Annotated in this window: 18 protein-coding genes; 7 read left to right on the top strand and 11 right to left on the bottom strand. The window is 51.1% G+C overall.

The features are described 5' to 3' along the window. Positions 1-56 precede the first annotated feature (56 nt). The gene (locus tag C5610_RS11820) at positions 57-2300 is read left to right on the top strand and encodes an EAL domain-containing protein (protein WP_105307329.1); all 2244 of its coding nucleotides are present in this window, start codon (positions 57-59) and stop codon (positions 2298-2300) included. Here the strand turns inward: C5610_RS11820 and C5610_RS11815 are convergent, their stop codons facing one another. From C5610_RS11815 to C5610_RS11795, 5 genes are all read right to left on the bottom strand, one after another. Continuing rightward, positions 2301-2780 (bottom strand): DUF3299 domain-containing protein, encoded by a 480-nt coding sequence (locus C5610_RS11815; RefSeq protein ID WP_105307820.1) that lies wholly within the window; start codon positions 2778-2780, stop codon positions 2301-2303. Between the two features lie 5 nt (positions 2781-2785). Further along, positions 2786-4015 carry an ABC transporter permease gene (locus tag C5610_RS11810; protein WP_105307328.1) on the bottom strand — a complete coding sequence of 410 codons (1230 nt, stop codon included), beginning with the start codon at positions 4013-4015 and terminating at the stop codon, positions 2786-2788. Then, the gene (locus C5610_RS11805) at positions 4008-4718 is read right to left on the bottom strand and encodes an ABC transporter ATP-binding protein (RefSeq protein WP_105307327.1); all 711 of its coding nucleotides are present in this window, start codon (positions 4716-4718) and stop codon (positions 4008-4010) included. Before C5610_RS11805 ends, C5610_RS11810 begins: the two co-directional genes overlap by 8 nt. Before the next feature lie 6 nt (positions 4719-4724). Next, a complete protein-coding gene (ppa, locus tag C5610_RS11800; protein ID WP_105307326.1) occupies positions 4725-5252 on the bottom strand; it encodes an inorganic diphosphatase in 528 nt (175 codons plus the stop codon). Between the two features lie 88 nt (positions 5253-5340). After that, positions 5341-6324 (bottom strand): class 1 fructose-bisphosphatase, encoded by a 984-nt coding sequence (locus tag C5610_RS11795; protein WP_105307325.1) that lies wholly within the window; start codon positions 6322-6324, stop codon positions 5341-5343. A gap of 138 nt (positions 6325-6462) precedes the next feature. Here C5610_RS11795 and mpl point away from each other — a divergent pair, with 138 nt between their 5' ends. Genes mpl through panP form a run of 6 tightly spaced genes read left to right on the top strand, consistent with a single transcriptional unit; the run spans position 6463 to position 12522 of the window. Then, positions 6463-7815: a UDP-N-acetylmuramate:L-alanyl-gamma-D-glutamyl-meso-diaminopimelate ligase gene (gene mpl, locus C5610_RS11790; protein ID WP_105307324.1), complete on the top strand. Its 1353-nt coding sequence runs from the start codon at positions 6463-6465 to the stop codon at positions 7813-7815. Continuing rightward, a complete protein-coding gene (locus tag C5610_RS11785) occupies positions 7812-8447 on the top strand; it encodes a flavin prenyltransferase UbiX (protein WP_105307323.1) in 636 nt (211 codons plus the stop codon). The genes mpl and C5610_RS11785 overlap by 4 nt, the downstream gene beginning before the upstream one ends. Positions 8448-8450: 3 nt before the next feature. Continuing rightward, positions 8451-9383, top strand: a complete 933-nt coding sequence (locus C5610_RS11780; protein WP_105307322.1) for an ABC transporter ATP-binding protein — start codon at positions 8451-8453, stop codon at positions 9381-9383. Beyond that, the gene (locus tag C5610_RS11775; protein WP_105307321.1) at positions 9380-10156 is read left to right on the top strand and encodes an ABC transporter permease; all 777 of its coding nucleotides are present in this window, start codon (positions 9380-9382) and stop codon (positions 10154-10156) included. Before C5610_RS11780 ends, C5610_RS11775 begins: the two co-directional genes overlap by 4 nt. After that, positions 10153-10830 carry a tRNA (guanine(46)-N(7))-methyltransferase TrmB gene (locus tag C5610_RS11770; protein WP_105307320.1) on the top strand — a complete coding sequence of 226 codons (678 nt, stop codon included), beginning with the start codon at positions 10153-10155 and terminating at the stop codon, positions 10828-10830. The genes C5610_RS11775 and C5610_RS11770 overlap by 4 nt, the downstream gene beginning before the upstream one ends. Positions 10831-10842: 12 nt before the next feature. Further along, positions 10843-12522, top strand: a complete 1680-nt coding sequence (panP, locus tag C5610_RS11765; RefSeq protein WP_187346270.1) for a pyridoxal-dependent aspartate 1-decarboxylase PanP — start codon at positions 10843-10845, stop codon at positions 12520-12522. Here the strand turns inward: panP and panC are convergent. From panC to dksA, 6 genes are all read right to left on the bottom strand, one after another. Continuing rightward, a complete protein-coding gene (gene panC / locus C5610_RS11760; protein WP_105307319.1) occupies positions 12496-13338 on the bottom strand; it encodes a pantoate--beta-alanine ligase in 843 nt (280 codons plus the stop codon). The genes panP and panC overlap by 27 nt on opposite strands. A gap of 15 nt (positions 13339-13353) precedes the next feature. Then, complete coding sequence (panB, locus tag C5610_RS11755) at positions 13354-14151, bottom strand: 3-methyl-2-oxobutanoate hydroxymethyltransferase (RefSeq protein ID WP_105307818.1); 798 nt, start codon at positions 14149-14151, stop codon at positions 13354-13356. After that, positions 14151-14672 (bottom strand): 2-amino-4-hydroxy-6-hydroxymethyldihydropteridine diphosphokinase, encoded by a 522-nt coding sequence (gene folK, locus C5610_RS11750; protein ID WP_105307318.1) that lies wholly within the window; start codon positions 14670-14672, stop codon positions 14151-14153. Before folK ends, panB begins: the two co-directional genes overlap by 1 nt. Beyond that, positions 14665-15972, bottom strand: a complete 1308-nt coding sequence (gene pcnB / locus C5610_RS11745; RefSeq protein ID WP_410054418.1) for a polynucleotide adenylyltransferase PcnB — start codon at positions 15970-15972, stop codon at positions 14665-14667. The genes folK and pcnB overlap by 8 nt, the downstream gene beginning before the upstream one ends. A 149-nt stretch (positions 15973-16121) precedes the next feature. Further along, positions 16122-16994, bottom strand: a complete 873-nt coding sequence (gene gluQRS / locus C5610_RS11740) for a tRNA glutamyl-Q(34) synthetase GluQRS (RefSeq protein ID WP_262339872.1) — start codon at positions 16992-16994, stop codon at positions 16122-16124. Next, positions 16987-17436, bottom strand: coding sequence for an RNA polymerase-binding protein DksA (gene dksA, locus C5610_RS11735; protein WP_105307316.1), 450 nt, complete (start codon positions 17434-17436; stop codon positions 16987-16989). The genes gluQRS and dksA overlap by 8 nt, the downstream gene beginning before the upstream one ends. Between the last annotated feature and the right edge of the window lie 28 nt (positions 17437-17464).

Here is a 17464-nt window from a genome sequence, read left to right as displayed (position 1 = left end):
TTCAGTTGTAGCTAAATTGTTAAGGTTATCCTTTAACCCAAGGCAACTGGTAATCAATGAGCAGTAACCACGATGAGCCACTCTTTTTAAGTGATGACCCCGACGAAATACCCGGGGAACTTTGCGAAGGCGTATGGAAACTCCTGATTGTTGACGACGATCAGGAGATTCATGCCGTCACTAAGATGGCGTTATCGGATGTGATCATTGCCAATCGCTCGCTTGAATTTCTGCATGCCTACAGTGGTATCGAAGCGTTAGATTGTCTGACCGAACACGATGATATCGCAATGGTATTGCTCGATGTGGTTATGGAAACCGACGATGCCGGTCTCAACGTTGCCAAAGCCATCCGTGAAGAGCTCGGAAACGATGAAGTTCGCATTGTTTTACGGACTGGACAACCCGGTTATGCGCCGGAAGAAAGCGTCGTTAAAAACTACGACATCAACGACTATAAAACCAAAACAGAACTAACCCGCAGTCGCCTGCTAACGACGGTATTTTCTGCCATACGTTCCTACCAGCAATTACGAACCATCAACGAAAACCGACGCGGACTGCGCAAAATTATTCATTCGGCCTCCAACCTCATGGAGAAGCACTCCATCGTGAATTTCTCCGAAGGGGTGGTCACTCAGCTTGCCTCGCTCCTTGGGTTGCGGGCGGAAGGGATTGTCGGGGCACGGGCCCCGGATAAAGAAAATGACATTATTGTGCTGGGAGCTGCCGGTCACTTTGCCGGGAGTATTAATAAGAGTCTCCGCTCGTTAGAGTCACAACGAATCGAGGAAGGTGTAAAACGTTGTCTGGCCGAGCGCCGGCACGTGCAAATGGAAGGCGCCACGGTATTTTTTATCGATGGTCAGGAGCACCAGGCAGCGGCTTATATCGAGACCGCTGATGCGATTGAAAATTACGATCAGGAGCTACTGGAAGTTTTCCTCGCTAATATTGCCGTCGGCTTTGAGAACGCAAACTTGTTTGAGGAGCTCCGCTCAGCGGCTTATCTCGATCCATTAACTGGTATTGCTAATCGCGCCGAGTTTACGCGTCAGCTGCAACGGCTGGCTGAACGAGCCAGCAAATCAAAAGTAGCCGCTATTGTCGATATTGATCACTTTTCGGACGTCAATGACGGACTGGGGCAGGACGTTGGTAATGCGCTGCTGCGCTCGGTGGCATTGCGTTTGACGGAACAACTGGGCAATGACATTTTTGTTGCGCGTATTGCTGCCGACGTGTTTGGCTTGATAGGTCCCGAACACATCATCTCACCGCAGAACCTCAATGAATTGTTTAAGCTGCCGTTCCGTGCCGGTGAGCACTATATTCCGCTGAGCATTACCTGTGGTTTCACGTCGGCCGATAATTCGGAACGATCTAACGGTAAGGCGCTTTTAAAACAGGCTTACATCGCGTTGAAAAATGCGAAGAAGAATTCCTTTGAACGGTTCAATTATTACCGTCCTTATATGGAAGAAGAGACCCAGCATCGGCTGCACATGGTACGACGCCTGCGGGCCGATTTTGCCGCGCGCAAACTGGAAGTTTGGTATCAGCCCCAGGTCGACTTAAGCAACGGTTGTATCATCGGCGTTGAGTCGTTGTTGCGATGGCCGCAGGACGATGGCAGTTTTATCAGTCCCGCGGAGTTTATTCCGTTAGCGGAGTATTCTGGCTTGATTGTTGATATTGGTGCCTGGGTGATAGAAGAAGCCTGCCAGCAAATCCGCCGCTTTGATGAACGCGGTTATGGCGATATCCGGATAGCGGTCAATGTGTCCGTACCTCAGTTCCGTATGCGAGATTTTCCGGAACTGATTGAGCAGCAATTAAAGCAACATCAGGTAAATCCGGATCGTCTTGAGCTGGAAATTACGGAAAGCATCGTTATGGAAGACCCGGACTTTGTTGCGGACATTCTTTATCGACTAAAACGGCAGGGTATACACGTTGCCATCGATGATTTTGGTGTAGGCTTCTCGTCCTTAAGTTACTTGCAAAAACTGCCGCTCGATCGACTGAAAATTGATAAAACCTTTGTTCATCATTCAGATGAAGAAAGCGGTCGTATTATTATTGAAACCATCGTCGATATGGCGCACCGACTGGGTCTGGGGGTAGTTGCTGAGGGCATCGAAGACGAGCAACAACTGAATTATTTCAAGCAGTTGAACTGCGCAGAAGCGCAAGGGTATTATTTTGCCCGGCCAATGCCCGCGGATAAACTGGCGAAGATGCTGGCCAGTGAAGAGTCAGACTGTGTCAGCCTGACTCGCGAGTCACAATTGAACTGATTACTGGTAAACCTCTACCGAACTGGCGGTCATCGAGTAACCGGTTACAGCCAGCTCGCCCTCAGTACGTTCTGTTTTTAGTGTGCCCTCAACCCAAACTGCATCATAGGTGTGCTCGTATGGCACTCCCTCTTCGTAGACAACGTGAATGATCTGATTCGGCGGTGGCGGCGGCACATGAATACAGGCACCGAAGTAAGGCACTAACAAAAATTCAGTAACGGCGTCGGCATTGCCTTCCAATTGTACGACATAGCCAGGAATACGCACCGTTTTGCCGTTTAATGCTTCTACCACGGGGGCATCTAAGTGCGTTTGTTTGTCCGCCTCGGGGTTCGCGTCATAATAGGATTGCGGGCGTACTGGCGGCGGCGTAAAGCCTTCTGGTAGCAAATCTTTCCAGCCAATTTTTTCTGCGTCGGCAAGTGCCGGCATGCTGAAAACCGAACTGATCACAGCTGCACTTAACCATTTTTTCATCAACGTCATACTTTCACCGTTAATCCATCGGATAAAGACTGGCGATAGGCTCGCCAAGCGGGTATCAAACTTAACAGAAAACCAGCCACAACCACGAGTCCCATTCGCCACCATTCGGCAGCTGTGGGGAAATTTAAGCTGAACAGTATGCCAGTTTGAGCGTGAATCACGCCTTGTAGTGACCACTGTAGCGCATAGAGTAAACCCAGTCCGGCCAAGGTAGCAGCAAGGGTTACCAGAACGGCTTCGGTGACCAGCAGCGTAAACAGCGTCACAGGACCTGCGCCTACAGCACGTAAGACCGCCATTTCGCGGCGGCGTTCGCGCAAACTGGCCAGTAAAATCGTCAGCATGCCGATAAGCCCGATGAGAACAACGAGCGCTGACATGCCATTCAGGGTTTGCTCAAATACGTTCAGGGTTTTCCACAGCTGTTGCAAGGTTAGGCCTGGCATCAGAGCAGTTAATGGTTCTGCGTCATAGGTATTGAATTCGCGCTGCAGCCTAAGTGCTAATGGCTTCACCTTCAGACCCAGCAAGGCGGCGCTGATGGATTCTGCCGGGTGGTGATGTTCGTGGTGATGCTCATCGCTGTGTTGCTGTTCTATGCCATGCACCGTTTCAATCGTTTCCAGACTAACGTATACGGCCTGATCAACCGGCGTTCCGGTTCGTTCTAACACACCAACCACGGCGATGGGGTGTTGATCATGCTCGCTGAAGCTGAGACCTCCGCTACCATGAGCGATGGTCAACGAGTCACCGACGTTTTTCTGCAACTGTTGCGCTGCTTCGGCACCCAGTACGGCCTGTTCGTTAGCCTCGAACCAGCGCCCCTGATTTAATTCCAGCGCTTGTTGGTTGGCGTATTTATAGTGTTTAAAATAACCGTCCGTGGTTGCTACCACCGGTAAACCCTGCACACTGTCGCCAAGGGAAATTGGCACCGCCCAACTGATCTCCCGCCGTGATGCGATGTCTTCAAAGCTGGCCCAGCTCATGGTATTGGTCATGCTGCCAATATGAAAAACGGAGGCCAGTAATAATTGTGTTTGGCTGCCGCGTGGGCCTACGATCAAGTCGGTACCGGATACCGTGTTGGCAAAGTTTTCCTGAACTTGTTCTTTAACGCGCTCTACCGCCAGCAACAGAGCAACACTGACAGCAATGGCGACAACCGTCAGCAACACACTGACTTTGCGGTTAAGCAGGCTTTTCGTGGCGAGCTTAAGCATCGTCAGCCTCCGCTAAGCTACTGGTAACCTGGTTAATGTCGCTCAGCTCGGTGCAGAACTGAAACTGCTTGGCTAGCGATGCATCGTGGGTGACAAAGATCACTGTGGTGCCATTAGCGTTACTTAATTCAAGCAGTAAGTTAATAAAACGGTCCCGTCGGTCGGCATCGAGTGCTGAGGTGGGTTCATCAGCAATCAGCAGTTCGGGCGCCCCGATGAGTGCGCGTGCCGCGGCAACACGTTGTTGCTGCCCAACACTAAGCTCAGCCGCAGGCTGATGCTGTTGTCGTTGGCTTAATCCTAAGCGAGTCAGGTAATCATTTGCGGTCTTTTCGGCGGGTTCGCGCAAACGTTGACGGCGTTGCTTTGAAAATTGGACACCCAGTAAGACATTGTCGAGTGCCGATAAATAAGGCAGCAAGTTAAATTGCTGAAAAATATAACCAATATGGTCGGCGCGAAATTTATCACGATTACGCGCGCTTAAACGGGCAAGGTCAGTACCCAGTAATTCGATTTTTCCCTGCTGAGGGGTATTCACTCCGGCCAGTAATGATAGCAGAGTGGATTTACCGCTGCCGCTGGCGCCACGCAATAGCATGGTACCAGCTTGTTCAACCTGCCAGTGCGGAATATCCAGCGTTGGTCGTTGTGCGGGCCAACTAAACTTAACGTCAGTCAGCTCAACGGCAGCGGTACTCATAATGGCTTATTTTTGCGCCCGTTCAAAAGAGGATTGGATTTCTTCTTTTGCAGCGTTCACGTCGCCCCAACCTTCAACTTTGACCCATTTGCCTTTTTCAAGTTCTTTGTAACGCTCAAAGAAGTGAGTGATTTGAGAGCGCAGCAATTCCGGCAGATCATTAACGTCCTGAATGTGGTCGTACTCTTTCGACAGCTTGCTGACTGGAACGGCGATCACTTTCGCGTCTTCACCCGATTCGTCACTCATTTTCAGCACGCCAACCGGACGACATTTGATCACCGAGCCGGGTTGCAGTGGGTAAGGTGTTGGTACCAGCACGTCAACCGGGTCGCCGTCCAGAGATAAGGTTTGATTAACGAAACCATAGTTACATGGATAGAACATCGGGGTCGCCATAAAACGGTCAACCCAGAGCGTACCGGTGTCTTTATCCACTTCGTATTTGATCGGATCAGCGTTAGCCGGGATCTCAATGATAACATTAACTTCGTCAGGCAAGTTGCTGCCCGCAGGTACGTTTCCTAAGCTCATAGTACTTCCTGTTTAATGATTAAAAATTTAAGGCTGTTGCGCGATTATAGCTTGTGCCGGATCACGCGCAACCCCGTATTCACCGTTGTTAAAATGGTTTTGGATGCTGGGCATGGTACTCCAGGCATTTGTCCACTTCCTGAGCCGACCCTAATACCACACCGACGCGCTGATGAATGTCCGTTGGAACGATGTCCAAAATACGCTGATAACCGTCACTGGCTTTACCGCCGGCTTTTTCTATCAGCAGCGCCATGGGTGCGGCTTCGTACATCAGCCGTAATTTAAACGGTTTTGCCGCATTGCGCGCATCCCAGGGATAGGTAAATAAACCGCCACGGGTGATGATGCGGTGAACGTCCGAAACCATGGCCGCATTCCAACGCATATTAAAGTTCTTTTTGCGCGGACCGGTTTCGCCTTTCAGCAAGTCGCTGATGTAATCGCGGATGGCGGGAGACCAATGGCGTTGATTGGACATGTTAATGGCAAATTCTTTGGTTGCGCGGGGAATCTCCGAACGCTCTTTGGTCAGTAGGAACTCGCCAACGGTTTGATCCAACGTAAAGGTACGCACGTCTTTACCGGTGGTCAGCACCATCATGGTCGCCGGGCCGTAAACGATGTAACCCGCAGCTACCTGCGCTTTACCGGGCTGTAAAAACATGGATTCACCAGTGTCTTCGCCTTCAGGCTTGCGCAGAATAGAAAAAATCGTTCCCACCGAACCGTTGATGTCGATATTGGAGCTACCGTCGAGCGGGTCAAACGCGACCAAATAATGGCCTGAATTTGGACTGACGACAATGGAGTCCTCTTCTTCTGAGGCTATCGCATGCACATTGGGTGACTCAAGCAGCAGGGTTTTTAAAAGCTGGTTAGCAACAACGTCTAACTTCTTTTGGGTTTCGCCCTGAATATTTTCATCCAGCGTAGAGCCTAACACCCCGGCAAGTGCGCCTTGGTGTAAGCGAAAAGAGATCTCTTTTGCAGCGATCTGTATCGTGTTTATAACGGAAATAAGCGATTCGCTGGTTTTGTCTTCGCGAAGCGTTGGCAGTAAACGTTTCATGGTTGCCCCTGTTTGCCTGGTCACTGTGTGTTAACAGGGCGCAAATGATAACGCATTTTCGTGCAAAAATCCTGCTCTATGTGACGTACGATGGTACACTTCGGAGATTATTAGTAGGCTTAAATCAGTAACAACCTCATGCATATTCATATTATCGGCATTTGCGGAACCTTCATGGGCGGCATTGCTGCCATCGCAAAACAACTTGGTCATCAGGTCAGTGGGTCGGACGCTAATGTCTATCCACCCATGAGTACACAACTTGAGGCGTTGGGCATTCAACTGCAGTCTGGTTATGCCGAAGCGCATTTAGAGCCGCGTCCTGACTTAGTCATCATTGGTAATGCGCTAAGTCGGGGTAACCCTGAGGTCGAAAAAGTGTTGCGCGATCGTTTGCGCTACGTTTCCGGCGCGCAATGGCTGCATGAAGAAGTGCTAAGACATCACTGGGTTTTGGCCGTTGCAGGGACTCATGGTAAAACCACCACGGCCAGCATGCTGGCCTGGATACTGGAAGATGCGGGTTATAACCCGGGTTTTATGATTGGTGGTGTGCCGGAAAACTTTGGTATCAGCGCGCGGGTTACCGACAGCGACTTCTTTGTCATCGAAGCGGACGAATACGATACGGCTTTTTTCGATAAACGTTCCAAATTCGTTCATTACAGTCCCGATACCCTGATCATCAATAATCTTGAATTTGATCACGCGGATATTTTTCCCGATTTAGCGGCGATACAACGGCAGTTTGCGCATTTACTGCGGGTCGTGCCGGATTCCGGACAAGTGATCGTTCCTGCTGCGGATGCAGTAATAGAAGACGTTCTGGCGCAAGGTTGCTGGAGCGACGTGGTGCGCGTAGGCGCGGGCGCTGACTGGGATCTGCTTGCGCACGGTGATGACGGTTCACGCTTTGAGCTATTGGATCATGGTGGCCAGACAGTGGCCAGTGTCCAGTGGTCATTGCTCGGCCTGCACAATGTTCGTAATGCGGTAATGGCAATGTTGGCCGCGCGTCATGTCGGGATCGACGTGAAGACGAGCGCGCAGGCACTGCAATCCTTCAAGTCGCCAAAACGTCGGATGGAGCTACTGGCCGATGTTCAAGGCATCAAGGTTTATGATGATTTTGCTCATCATCCCACGGCCATTGCAACCACGCTTGCTGGATTAAAGGCGCATCATCCGGGACGCATCGTGGCAGTACTGGAGCCGCGTTCCAACACCATGAAGTTGGGTGTACACGCGCAACAATTGCAACATGCGCTGGCCGTTGCCGACCAGCAATTTGTACTGCAGCCCCCGTCATTAAGCTGGGCGCTGGCGGATTATTTGACGGATGCGACCATTGCCAACTCGGTTGAACAACTGATGCAACAGTTAGTTTCCTCGGTAAAGCCGGGAGATGCGGTTATCATCATGAGTAACGGCAGCTTTGATGGCTTGCATCAACGATTCATCGACACACTCAAACAAAGAGATTCACTATGACCGATGATCGCGTAACGGTGGCCTTGACCGGCGCTTCAGGTGCCCCTTACGGGCTACGTTTGATAGAATGTTTGCTGCAACAACGACAGCAGGTGCTGTTATTGATATCGAGCGCTGCCCGAGTTGTGCTGGCAACCGAACAGGGACTGAAACTGTCGGCATCGCCGGATCAGGCGCTACAGCAATTGACCGCCTATTTTGATGAACGCGGGTGTCCGCCCGCCGCGGATCAATTAAAGGTGTATGGTAAAGAAGATTGGTTTTCACCGGTTGCTTCTGGGTCGGCGGCGCCGAAACGCATGGTCGTTTGCCCGTGTTCAACCAGTACCTTGTCAGCCATTGCGACCGGTAGCAGTAACACACTAATAGAACGAGCCGCGGACGTGGTGATGAAGGAACGAGGCCAGTTGATTATCGTGCCGCGGGAGACGCCGTTCTCGACCTTACATTTACAAAATATGTTACAGCTTAGCCAGATGGGCGTGACGGTTATGCCGGCCGCGCCTGGATTTTATCATCAGCCGCAATCGATTGATGAGCTGGTCGATTTTATGGTAGCGCGGCTACTGGATCATCTGGGTATCGAGCAATCCCTGGTCGGCCGCTGGGGCTATGCAAAGGAGTCATCGTAAACGATGAAAGCTTTAGAGATTAACGAGTTAAGAAAAGTTTATCGGGGTGGATTCGAAGCCCTGAAAGGTATCAACCTGACCGTGGATGAGGGTGATTTTTACGCATTGCTGGGGCCAAACGGCGCGGGTAAATCCACCACGATAGGTATTATTTCGTCGCTGGTTAACAAAAGCAGTGGCAGTGTCAAAGTGTTTGGTTATGACCTGGATACGCAGCTTGCCGACCTTAAGCGTCAAATCGGTTTGGTACCACAAGAGTTCAATTTTAACCAGTTTGAAACGGTGCGACAGATCGTGGTCAATCAGGCTGGTTATTACGGTGTGCCACGCAAGCTGGCGCATGAACGGGCAGAAAAGTACCTCAGCCAGTTAGGGCTTTGGGATAAACGGGATGAACCCGCGCGGTCATTGTCCGGCGGCATGAAGCGCCGGTTAATGATCGCACGGGCGCTGTTGCATGAACCCAAACTCCTGATCCTGGACGAGCCGACAGCCGGGGTTGATATCGAGCTGCGCCGGTCAATGTGGGATTACCTCACCAAGATCAATAACGAGGGTATTACCATTATTTTGACCACCCATTACCTGGAAGAAGCAGAAATGCTGTGCCGCAACATCGGTATTATCGATGCCGGCAGGATTGTTGAGAACACCTCAATGAAACAGTTGTTGGCGCAGTTAAATACAGAAACTTTTGTACTGGACCTGGAGGAAGAACATTCCAGGCCGCAGATTGCGGGGTTCGCACACCGCTGGAAGGACAACAATACGCTGGAAGTGGATGTCGATAAAAACGCCGGCCTAAACAAGGTTTTTGAGCAATTGAGTGCAGCTGGCGTCAAAGTGTTGTCAATGCGTAATAAGGCGAACCGGCTGGAAGAACTGTTTGTGTCGATGGTCGAGAAAGGCCGTGGCAAAGGGAGTAACAACGCATGAGCCATATGTCATCAAATATCATCGCGTTAAAAACGATCTGGATAAAAGAGTGCACGCGCTTCTTGCGTATTTGGGTACAGACTCTGGTGCCTCCGGCCATTACCATGACGCTGTATTTCATCATTTTCGGCAGTATCGTCGGTGAGCGTATCGGCACCATGAGTGGCGTTAGCTACATGGAGTTTATCGTACCCGGGTTGATCATGATGTCGGTGATTACCAACTCCTATTCCAACGTGGCATCGTCCTTTTTTAGTGCCAAGTTTCAGCGCAACATCGAAGAGATGCTGGTGTCGCCGGTACCCACCGTAGCCATTATTCTCGGTTATGTCGGGGGCGGTATGGCGCGTGCCATGATCGTAGCCGTCATTGTCACGCTGGTTTCTTTCGCGTTTGTCGATATCCAGATGGCGCATTTTGGTTATGTGGTCCTCACGGTGGTACTGACGTCGACGCTGTTTGCCTTGGGCGGTCTCATTAATGGTGTCTTTGGTAAAACGTTTGATGATATCTCGATTGTACCGACGTTCGTATTAACCCCTTTAACCTATTTAGGCGGCGTGTTTTACTCGGTTAGTCTGCTGCCGGAAATCTGGCAGAAGGTGTCGATGGCCAATCCAATTTTGTACATGGTCAACGGATTTCGATACGGCTTCCTGGGGCAGTCCGATGTCGGTATCGCTACCGCAATGACGGTATTGGTGGGTTTTAATCTGGTCTTTTTCGGGCTGGCCTACTATTTGTTGGAAAAAGGCATAGGAATTCGCTCGTGAACGAAGCTCGTCCGGTTCACTCAAACCAAACAGGTCCACATGAGGACTTAAAAAAAATCGTTCAGCGTCATTTACAGAGTGAATTCAAAAAGCCGATTCAGGCTCACAATCAGCAGGCGTTTGACGATATTCACGCGAAGGTGATGGCGTGGCAGGGGCCGGTAATTCTGGACTCTTGCTGTGGTGTTGGTGAGAGCACGGCAGTGTTGGCAGAGCGTTATCCTGATGCGTTAGTGATTGGTGTGGATAAATCGGCCCATCGATTGGAAAAGCACAGCAGTTACGAACGTAGCGGCCGTGGTCAGCGTTATTATGTGGTCCGAGCCGATTTAATGGACTTCTGGCGCTTGGTTGAACAGGCCGACTGGCCTGTGCAGCATCACTTTTTGCTGTACCCCAACCCTTGGCCAAAAGCGGCTCATGTCAGCCGGCGCTGGCATGGATCGCCAGTTTGGCCTTACCTGCTTAAGTTCGGTGGCCAGTTTACCCTGCGCTCAAACTGGAGCACCTATTTACTGGAAGTCGCGGAAGCTTTAAGCTTGTCCGATTTTCGTTCCAACATTGCCTTGCTCGATCCGCAACGGCTTGAGCCAATGACACCGTTCGAACGTAAATATAAAGACAGCGGACAGTCGCTGTGGGAATTACAGGCCGATCTTGGCCAGTCGCTTTAAGAGAGAATTACGTTGAGTCAAACTGCGCCCAATCATCACGACAATAAACAAATTGCTGAGGTCAATCAGGAAGCTTTGTATCGTATTTTTACGATACCGGAGGCACCTGACTCGACCTTAGGAAAAATTGAAAAACATTTGTCGGAAAACTTGATGGGTTTTCTGGGTGAACATATTGTTGCGCGGGAAAAGCCTCTGCAGGAAATTGAGCGTGACTTTGAACAGGCCAACATTCCTGAAGATCCTCAGTTTGTTTCTGAGCATACCGAGTTTCTGCTGAATAAGTTGGTCGCGCATTCGGTGCATACGGCGTCGCCTAAATTTATCGGCCATATGACCTCAGCGTTGCCGTATTTTTTGTTGCCACTGGCCAAGCTGATGGTTGGTCTAAACCAAAATCTGGTGAAGATTGAAACATCAAAAGCGTTTACGCCGCTGGAGCGCAACGTTATTGGTATGCTTCATCATTTGGTCTATCAACAGGACGCCGGTTTTTACAACCGCTGGATGCACAGTGCACAACATTCACTGGGCGCATTCTGCTCGGGTGGAACCGTTGCCAACATGACCGCGCTATGGGTTGCACGCAACCGTCTGTTAAAGCCGGATGGTGATTTTGCCGGGATCGCGGCAGAAGGGCTGGCGGCAGGGTTAGCGCACTATGGTTATAAAAAACTGGTGGTATTGGTCTCTGAACGAGGTCATTACTCGTTGGCAAAAGCCGCGGATGTGCTCGGTATCGGTCGACGTAACCTGGTGTCTGTTGCTACCGACGAGAACAACAGAATTAAGGTGGATGCGTTACGTCAGGCCTGTGAAAAAGTCCAGCAGGAAGGTGGTCGTGTGTTAGCCATCATTGGTGTGGCAGGTACTACCGAGACCGGCCATATTGATCCACTGGCAGAGATGGCTGACATTGCCCGTGACTATGACACTCACTTTCATGTCGATGCGGCCTGGGGTGGGGCTACCTTGTTGTCGAATCAACATCGCGGTTTACTGAACGGCATTGAACAAGCCGATAGCGTTACCATTGATGCGCATAAGCAGATGTACGTGCCGATGGGCGCGGGTATGGTGTTATTTAAAAACCCTTCGCTGGTTAAAGCGATTGAGCACCATGCCGAGTATATTATTCGTCAGGGCTCTAAAGATTTGGGGTCACACTCGATGGAAGGCTCACGAGCCGGGATGGCAATGATGGTGTTCTCGGCGATGCACGTGATTGGCCGTCGAGGTTATGAATTATTGATCAATAATAGTATCGAAAAAGCCCGTTACTTCGCCGATCTGATTCGGGCGCAGGATGATTTCGAAGTGATTACGGAACCTGAGCTGTGCCTGTTAACTTACCGTTTTGTTCCGAAAAAAGTTAAACAAGCATTGGCTGGCGCTAATCAGGAGCAAGTCGAGCGACTAACGCCACACCTTAATGCCTTGACACGTTACGTGCAAAAACGGCAGCGTGAAAGCGGTCGCTCCTTTGTTTCCCGAACCAAACTGACGCCGGCACAATATTATCACGAGCCAAGTGTCGTATTCCGGGTTGTATTAGCGAACCCGTTGACCACCGAGGCGATGTTGCAGGAAATTATTCAGGAACAACGTGAGATCGCAGAGAAAGCGACCAGCCTACGGGGAGCCTTGCACACGGAAATGCGTGAACTAGGCATGATCGTTAGCGATCACTAGATTATCAATCAGACGTGTCGAACCGAGTTTAGCGGCAACCAGGGCAACCCATTTAGCGTCAGCGGCCGTGGCTGGCTGAAGGCTGTCGGCATTACGAATCTCAACATAATCGACCTCAAACCCCGTACGGCTCAGCTCTTCAACAGCCCAGCGCTGGGCGTCTTGCGGTGATCCCTGCTGGAGTTTTTGGGCAAGTTGCTGCAACGTCCGGTAAATGCTTGCGGCTTGCTGTTTTTGCGCCTCGCTGAGGTAACCGTTGCGTGAACTCATGGCTAAACCGCTTGGCTCTCGGGCTGTCGGTACGCCAATAATATCAACGGGCAGACTCAGATCTTGCGTCATCAACCGAATAACCTGCAACTGTTGAAAGTCTTTTTCACCAAATACGGCGACCTGGGGTTGCACCATATTAAACAGTTTACAAACAATGGTGGCTACGCCGACAAAATGACCGGGGCGGCTGGCGCCGCAAAGGATGTCACTGATCCCGGGGACCTCAATACGGGTCTGTGCTTCCAGTCCGCGCGGGTACATATCGTCAACCTGCGGCGTGAAAACCGCATCAACACCAAGTTGCTCTAACGCCTGACAATCAGCCTGCAAAGTTCTTGGATAACTGTCAAGATCTTCGTTTGCACCGAATTGCATCGGATTCACAAAAATACTGACTACCACCACATCGGCTTGCTGTTGTGCTTTTTTTACCAACGACAGGTGTCCCTCGTGGAGGTTTCCCATGGTAGGTACCAGTGCCACAGTCCGTTGTTGTTGACTGCGCCATTGGCGCAGGCTGGCAAGGTTTTTCAGCAGTCGCATAAGCGCTCTCCGTTATTAAGAACCGTAACAGTGTTCAGCGGCCGGGAAGCTACCGTCACGAACTTGTTCCACATAAGTTCGAAACGCGCCGGCTAAGGAGCCGCTTTCGGCAAGAAAGTTTTTTGCGAACTTAGGAAGGTAGTCGCTGTTCATCCCCAGCATATCGTGCATGACCAAAATCTGGCCGTCGGTATCGGGGCCTGCGCCAATGCCGATCGTGGGTATCGTCAACGCCTCAGAGATGCGTTTACCAAGAGCAGCAGGAATGCATTCCAGCACCAACAGTTGTGCGCCGGCCTGCTCAAGCTGCAGCGCTTGATCCAGGGTGTTGTCTGCTTGCTGTTGTTCCTTGCCCTGAACTTTGTAACCGCCGAGTACGTTAACTGACTGGGGTAACAGACCCAGGTGCGCACACACGGGAATGCCGCGTGTTGTGAGGCCTTTAATCGTGTCAATGAGCCAACTGCCGCCTTCAAGTTTGACCATATTCGCACCAGCCTGCATCAACTGCGCAGCATTCTGATACGCTTGTTGTGGCGACGCGTAACTCATAAAGGGCATATCACTCATGACAAACGCCTGCGGTGCGCCACGACGTACCAATTGGGTGTGGTACACCATCTCACTCATTTGTACCGGCACGGTTGAATCCAGTCCTTGTACCACATTACCCAAAGAGTCGCCGACCAGCATAAAGTCGACACCTTCGGAGGTCATCAGCTTTGCAAAGCTCGCATCATAGGCCGTCAGAGAAGCGATTTTCTGACCCTGTTGCTTCATTTTTTGCAACGTTGAAATTGTCATTGCTGCCATCATTGTCCTCCTTCGGTGAGTGTTTTTAGCAAGTCATCCCGGGAGAATACCACGCGCAACCCATTTTTCGGAACTTGCCGAGCCTGCTGAATGGCGCTGACGCCATTGGGTAAGATCCAGTCAGACTGAATTTCCGCAAGAGGATAAAGCACAAACTCGCGCTCATACAATCCCGGGTGCGGTAACCTCATTGCTTCATCGTCGGAGTAGGTGTCACCATACACCAACAGATCGAGGTCGAGGGTACGCTCGCCCCAATGCCGAATGCGCTGACGTCCAAATTGATCTTCGATGTGGTGTAATAACTGTAACGTATCAAACGCCGCTAAAGCTGAGTCGACCACACACACGGCGTTGATATAATTAGGCTGGTCCTGCGGGCCCATGGGTGCGCTGCTGTACAGTGATGAGACATCGAGTACATCCAGCGCCGGATGGCGGCTTAATGCGAGCAGCGCGTCGATGACCTGTTGCCGGGGGTTACCCAGGTTGGCGCCCAGCGCGACCAGAGCTTTAGTCATTTGCCGGTGGTCGCTTATTGCGCGAGCGTCCGCCACGTCGACGGCGGGGACTGCGCTTTTTGCCCGCGGGTGCTTTGCCGTTGGTCACCGCAGCAGGATTATTCTGAGCCTTAGTCCAGAACTCTGCCAGCGCTTCTATATCTTCGCCGGGCAACGGGGCATGGCAGGCTTTACGCAGCATCAGGAAGTCATATCCGGCTCGGAACTTTTTCTGTTCCAGTGCTTTTTGCGCACGCGTACCACGGGTGTTTTGCAGTCGTAGCTGCATCTGCCAGATATCCCGTGCGGTTAAACTGAAGCGCTTGGGAATGGCAATGGTTTGTGACTGACGGTGGAAGACGTCGGCACTACCGACGTTCAGCGCGTCCATGGGGGGCAATCCACCTTCGTTCTCAAGCTGTTCTCGGCGAGCTTGCAACGGCCACCATAACAGTACGGCAATCAAATAGGCCGGAGTCACTCGTTGCTCATTTTGTACGCGCTGGTCGGTGTCGGCAAAAGCCTTTCTCAGCATGTTAACCGGCGGTGCGTCGGCGGCATCTAAATAGCTCTTAAGGATCGGGAACAACTGTTGAAATAACTGGTATTCGCACAGCATGTCAAAATTAGGCTGCGCTTTGCCGGCCATGAATAATTTCAGGAACTCGTCAAACAGTCGTGCCGGCGGGATGTTCTTTAACAGACCCGCAAGCGCCGGGATAGGGCTACTGACCTCTTTGGATAAGGCCATATTTAATTTGGTCGCGAAGCGAACTGCCCGCAACATTCTTACCGGATCTTCACGGTATCGCGTTTCGGGGTCGCCAATCATACGAATGACACCCGCCTCGATGTCGTTACGGCCATTGGCGAAGTCGTAAATACTGAAGTCGGCGATATTGTAGTACAACGCATTAACGGTAAAGTCGCGACGCTCGGCATCTTCTTCTATGGTGCCGTAAACGTTATCGCGCACCAGTTGTCCGTGTTCATCCTGTTTGGCGATTTTTTCCTGCTCGTCGTCGTCGCCATTGTGATGGCCACGGAAGGTCGCGACTTCAATAATTTCGCGACCAAACAGAATGTGCGCAAGCCGGAAACGGCGGCCGACCAAACGACAATTGCGAAACAGTCGCTTAACCTGCTCAGGTGTTGCGTTAGTGGTAACGTCAAAATCTTTCGGCTGGATGCCCAGTAATAAATCACGTACACAGCCACCGACCAGGTAAGCATCGAAGCCCGCATTGTGGAGTCGATACAACACTTTCAGTGCATTGGGACTGATGTCTTTACGTGAAATCGGGTGTTGATCACGAGGTATAACTTGCATTGGCGGTAACACAGAGCCTTTCACAGCTGTGCTTTTTTTATCAGAAAATGCGCGGCGCGCAAGTTCAGTCAGTTTCTTAATGATGATGGTTCTCCCTAATCATCAATGGTTGTTCATTTAATTGTTGTAATATTGTACCGTCAGTTGGCACCGATTCGCCACTGTTTAGACCAAGCGATGATCGCTTTTTTAATAAAATCGTCGATGTTATCTGCTGCAATCTCGCCGAGCCCCAGAACGGTAGCCGCCTTTTTTAGATTCTCTAAGGCGTTCGCGGAGTCGATGGGAGCCGCGTGATTCTGTTTGCTCAGCTTGCGCCCCTCGGCATCGGTAACCAGTGGTAAGTGCATTAACCGTGGTTGCCGACCGCTCAACCGTTGCCACAACGTTAACTGCCAGAAGCTCGGTTGCAGCAGGTCTGAACCGCGCACAATATCGGTAATGCCTTGATCAATATCGTCGACGACGACGGCTAATTGGTAAGCAAACAATTCATCGCGACGACGCACAATGAAATCCTCACGGACGCAGTCACTGCTGGCGTCAACGAGACCATGCCAGCGATCATCCAGGCGCGTGACCGGATCATCATTTTTAAAACGTACGGCGTAAGGCGTCGAACGAGGCTGCCTGTCGCGGCAGTAACCGTCATAACAGTCGCCCCGGGCACGGATCTGCTGGCGACTGCAATCACAGTGATAGAGTTCTGTGCCAAGCTGTTGCAAAACCAGACGGTAACGTTGGTCACGTTGGCTTTGATAGATAACGCTCTCGTCCCAGCATAAACCATGTTGCTCGAGCTGCTGCAATATGACCGAATCAGCCTTAGCTACGGCCCGTGGTTTATCGACATCTTCGATGCGCACCAACCATTTGCCCTGATGAGCTTTAGCGTCAAGATAGGAACCGAGCGCGGCTACTAACGAGCCGAAGTGGAGTGGACCTGAAGGGGTCGGCGCAAACCGACCCCGGTATTCGGAGGACTGGTGCAAAGGAACGGGCTGGTTAGGCACCGGTCATTTGTTTTTCTTTGATCTCCGCCAGCGTTTTGCAGTCAACGCAGAGATCCGCTGTTGGACGTGCTTCGAGGCGGCGAATGCCGATCTCGATACCGCAAGAATTACAGAAGCCAAAATCGTCTTCTTCAATTTTTTGCAGTGTTTTCTCAATCTTTTTGATCAACTTACGTTCGCGGTCGCGAGTACGCAATTCAATACTGAACTCTTCTTCCTGCGCTGCCCGATCAACCGGATCTGGAAAGTTTGCCGCTTCATCTTTCATGTGATGCACGGTACGGTCAACTTCCTGGCGGAGTTGACGGCGCCACTCTTCGAGTATTTTGCGAAAATGAGTCAACTGCTCATCGTTCATATACTCTTCGCCCGGCTTCTCTTGGTAAGGCTCTAGCCCGGCCAGCGCCAGGATGCCATGCGTTTTTTTCTTGCCTTCTGGCATCATGGTTCTCCTAAATGATTAAACATCG

The organism is Idiomarina sp. OT37-5b (genome assembly GCF_002968395.1).
In the GTDB taxonomy this organism is placed as follows: domain Bacteria; phylum Pseudomonadota; class Gammaproteobacteria; order Enterobacterales; family Alteromonadaceae; genus Idiomarina; species Idiomarina aquatica.
Note: the sequence above shows the minus strand (reverse complement) of the source record. Positions and strands in the feature narration are given on the sequence as shown.

Coding starts and splice junctions, on each gene's coding strand:
- C5610_RS11805 (WP_105307327.1), bottom strand. CDS start 4,718: ATGAGTACCGCTGCCGTTGAGCTGACTGACGTTAAGTTTAGTTGGCCC.
- C5610_RS11780 (WP_105307322.1), top strand. CDS start 8,451: ATGAAAGCTTTAGAGATTAACGAGTTAAGAAAAGTTTATCGGGGTGGA.
- C5610_RS11795 (WP_105307325.1), bottom strand. CDS start 6,324: ATGAAACGTTTACTGCCAACGCTTCGCGAAGACAAAACCAGCGAATCG.
- mpl (WP_105307324.1), top strand. CDS start 6,463: ATGCATATTCATATTATCGGCATTTGCGGAACCTTCATGGGCGGCATT.
- C5610_RS11815 (WP_105307820.1), bottom strand. CDS start 2,780: ATGAAAAAATGGTTAAGTGCAGCTGTGATCAGTTCGGTTTTCAGCATG.
- C5610_RS11775 (WP_105307321.1), top strand. CDS start 9,380: ATGAGCCATATGTCATCAAATATCATCGCGTTAAAAACGATCTGGATA.
- ppa (WP_105307326.1), bottom strand. CDS start 5,252: ATGAGCTTAGGAAACGTACCTGCGGGCAGCAACTTGCCTGACGAAGTT.
- folK (WP_105307318.1), bottom strand. CDS start 14,672: ATGACTAAAGCTCTGGTCGCGCTGGGCGCCAACCTGGGTAACCCCCGG.
- dksA (WP_105307316.1), bottom strand. CDS start 17,436: ATGCCAGAAGGCAAGAAAAAAACGCATGGCATCCTGGCGCTGGCCGGG.
- C5610_RS11810 (WP_105307328.1), bottom strand. CDS start 4,015: ATGCTTAAGCTCGCCACGAAAAGCCTGCTTAACCGCAAAGTCAGTGTG.
- C5610_RS11785 (WP_105307323.1), top strand. CDS start 7,812: ATGACCGATGATCGCGTAACGGTGGCCTTGACCGGCGCTTCAGGTGCC.
- panC (WP_105307319.1), bottom strand. CDS start 13,338: ATGCGACTGCTGAAAAACCTTGCCAGCCTGCGCCAATGGCGCAGTCAA.
- C5610_RS11820 (WP_105307329.1), top strand. CDS start 57: ATGAGCAGTAACCACGATGAGCCACTCTTTTTAAGTGATGACCCCGAC.
- panB (WP_105307818.1), bottom strand. CDS start 14,151: ATGGCAGCAATGACAATTTCAACGTTGCAAAAAATGAAGCAACAGGGT.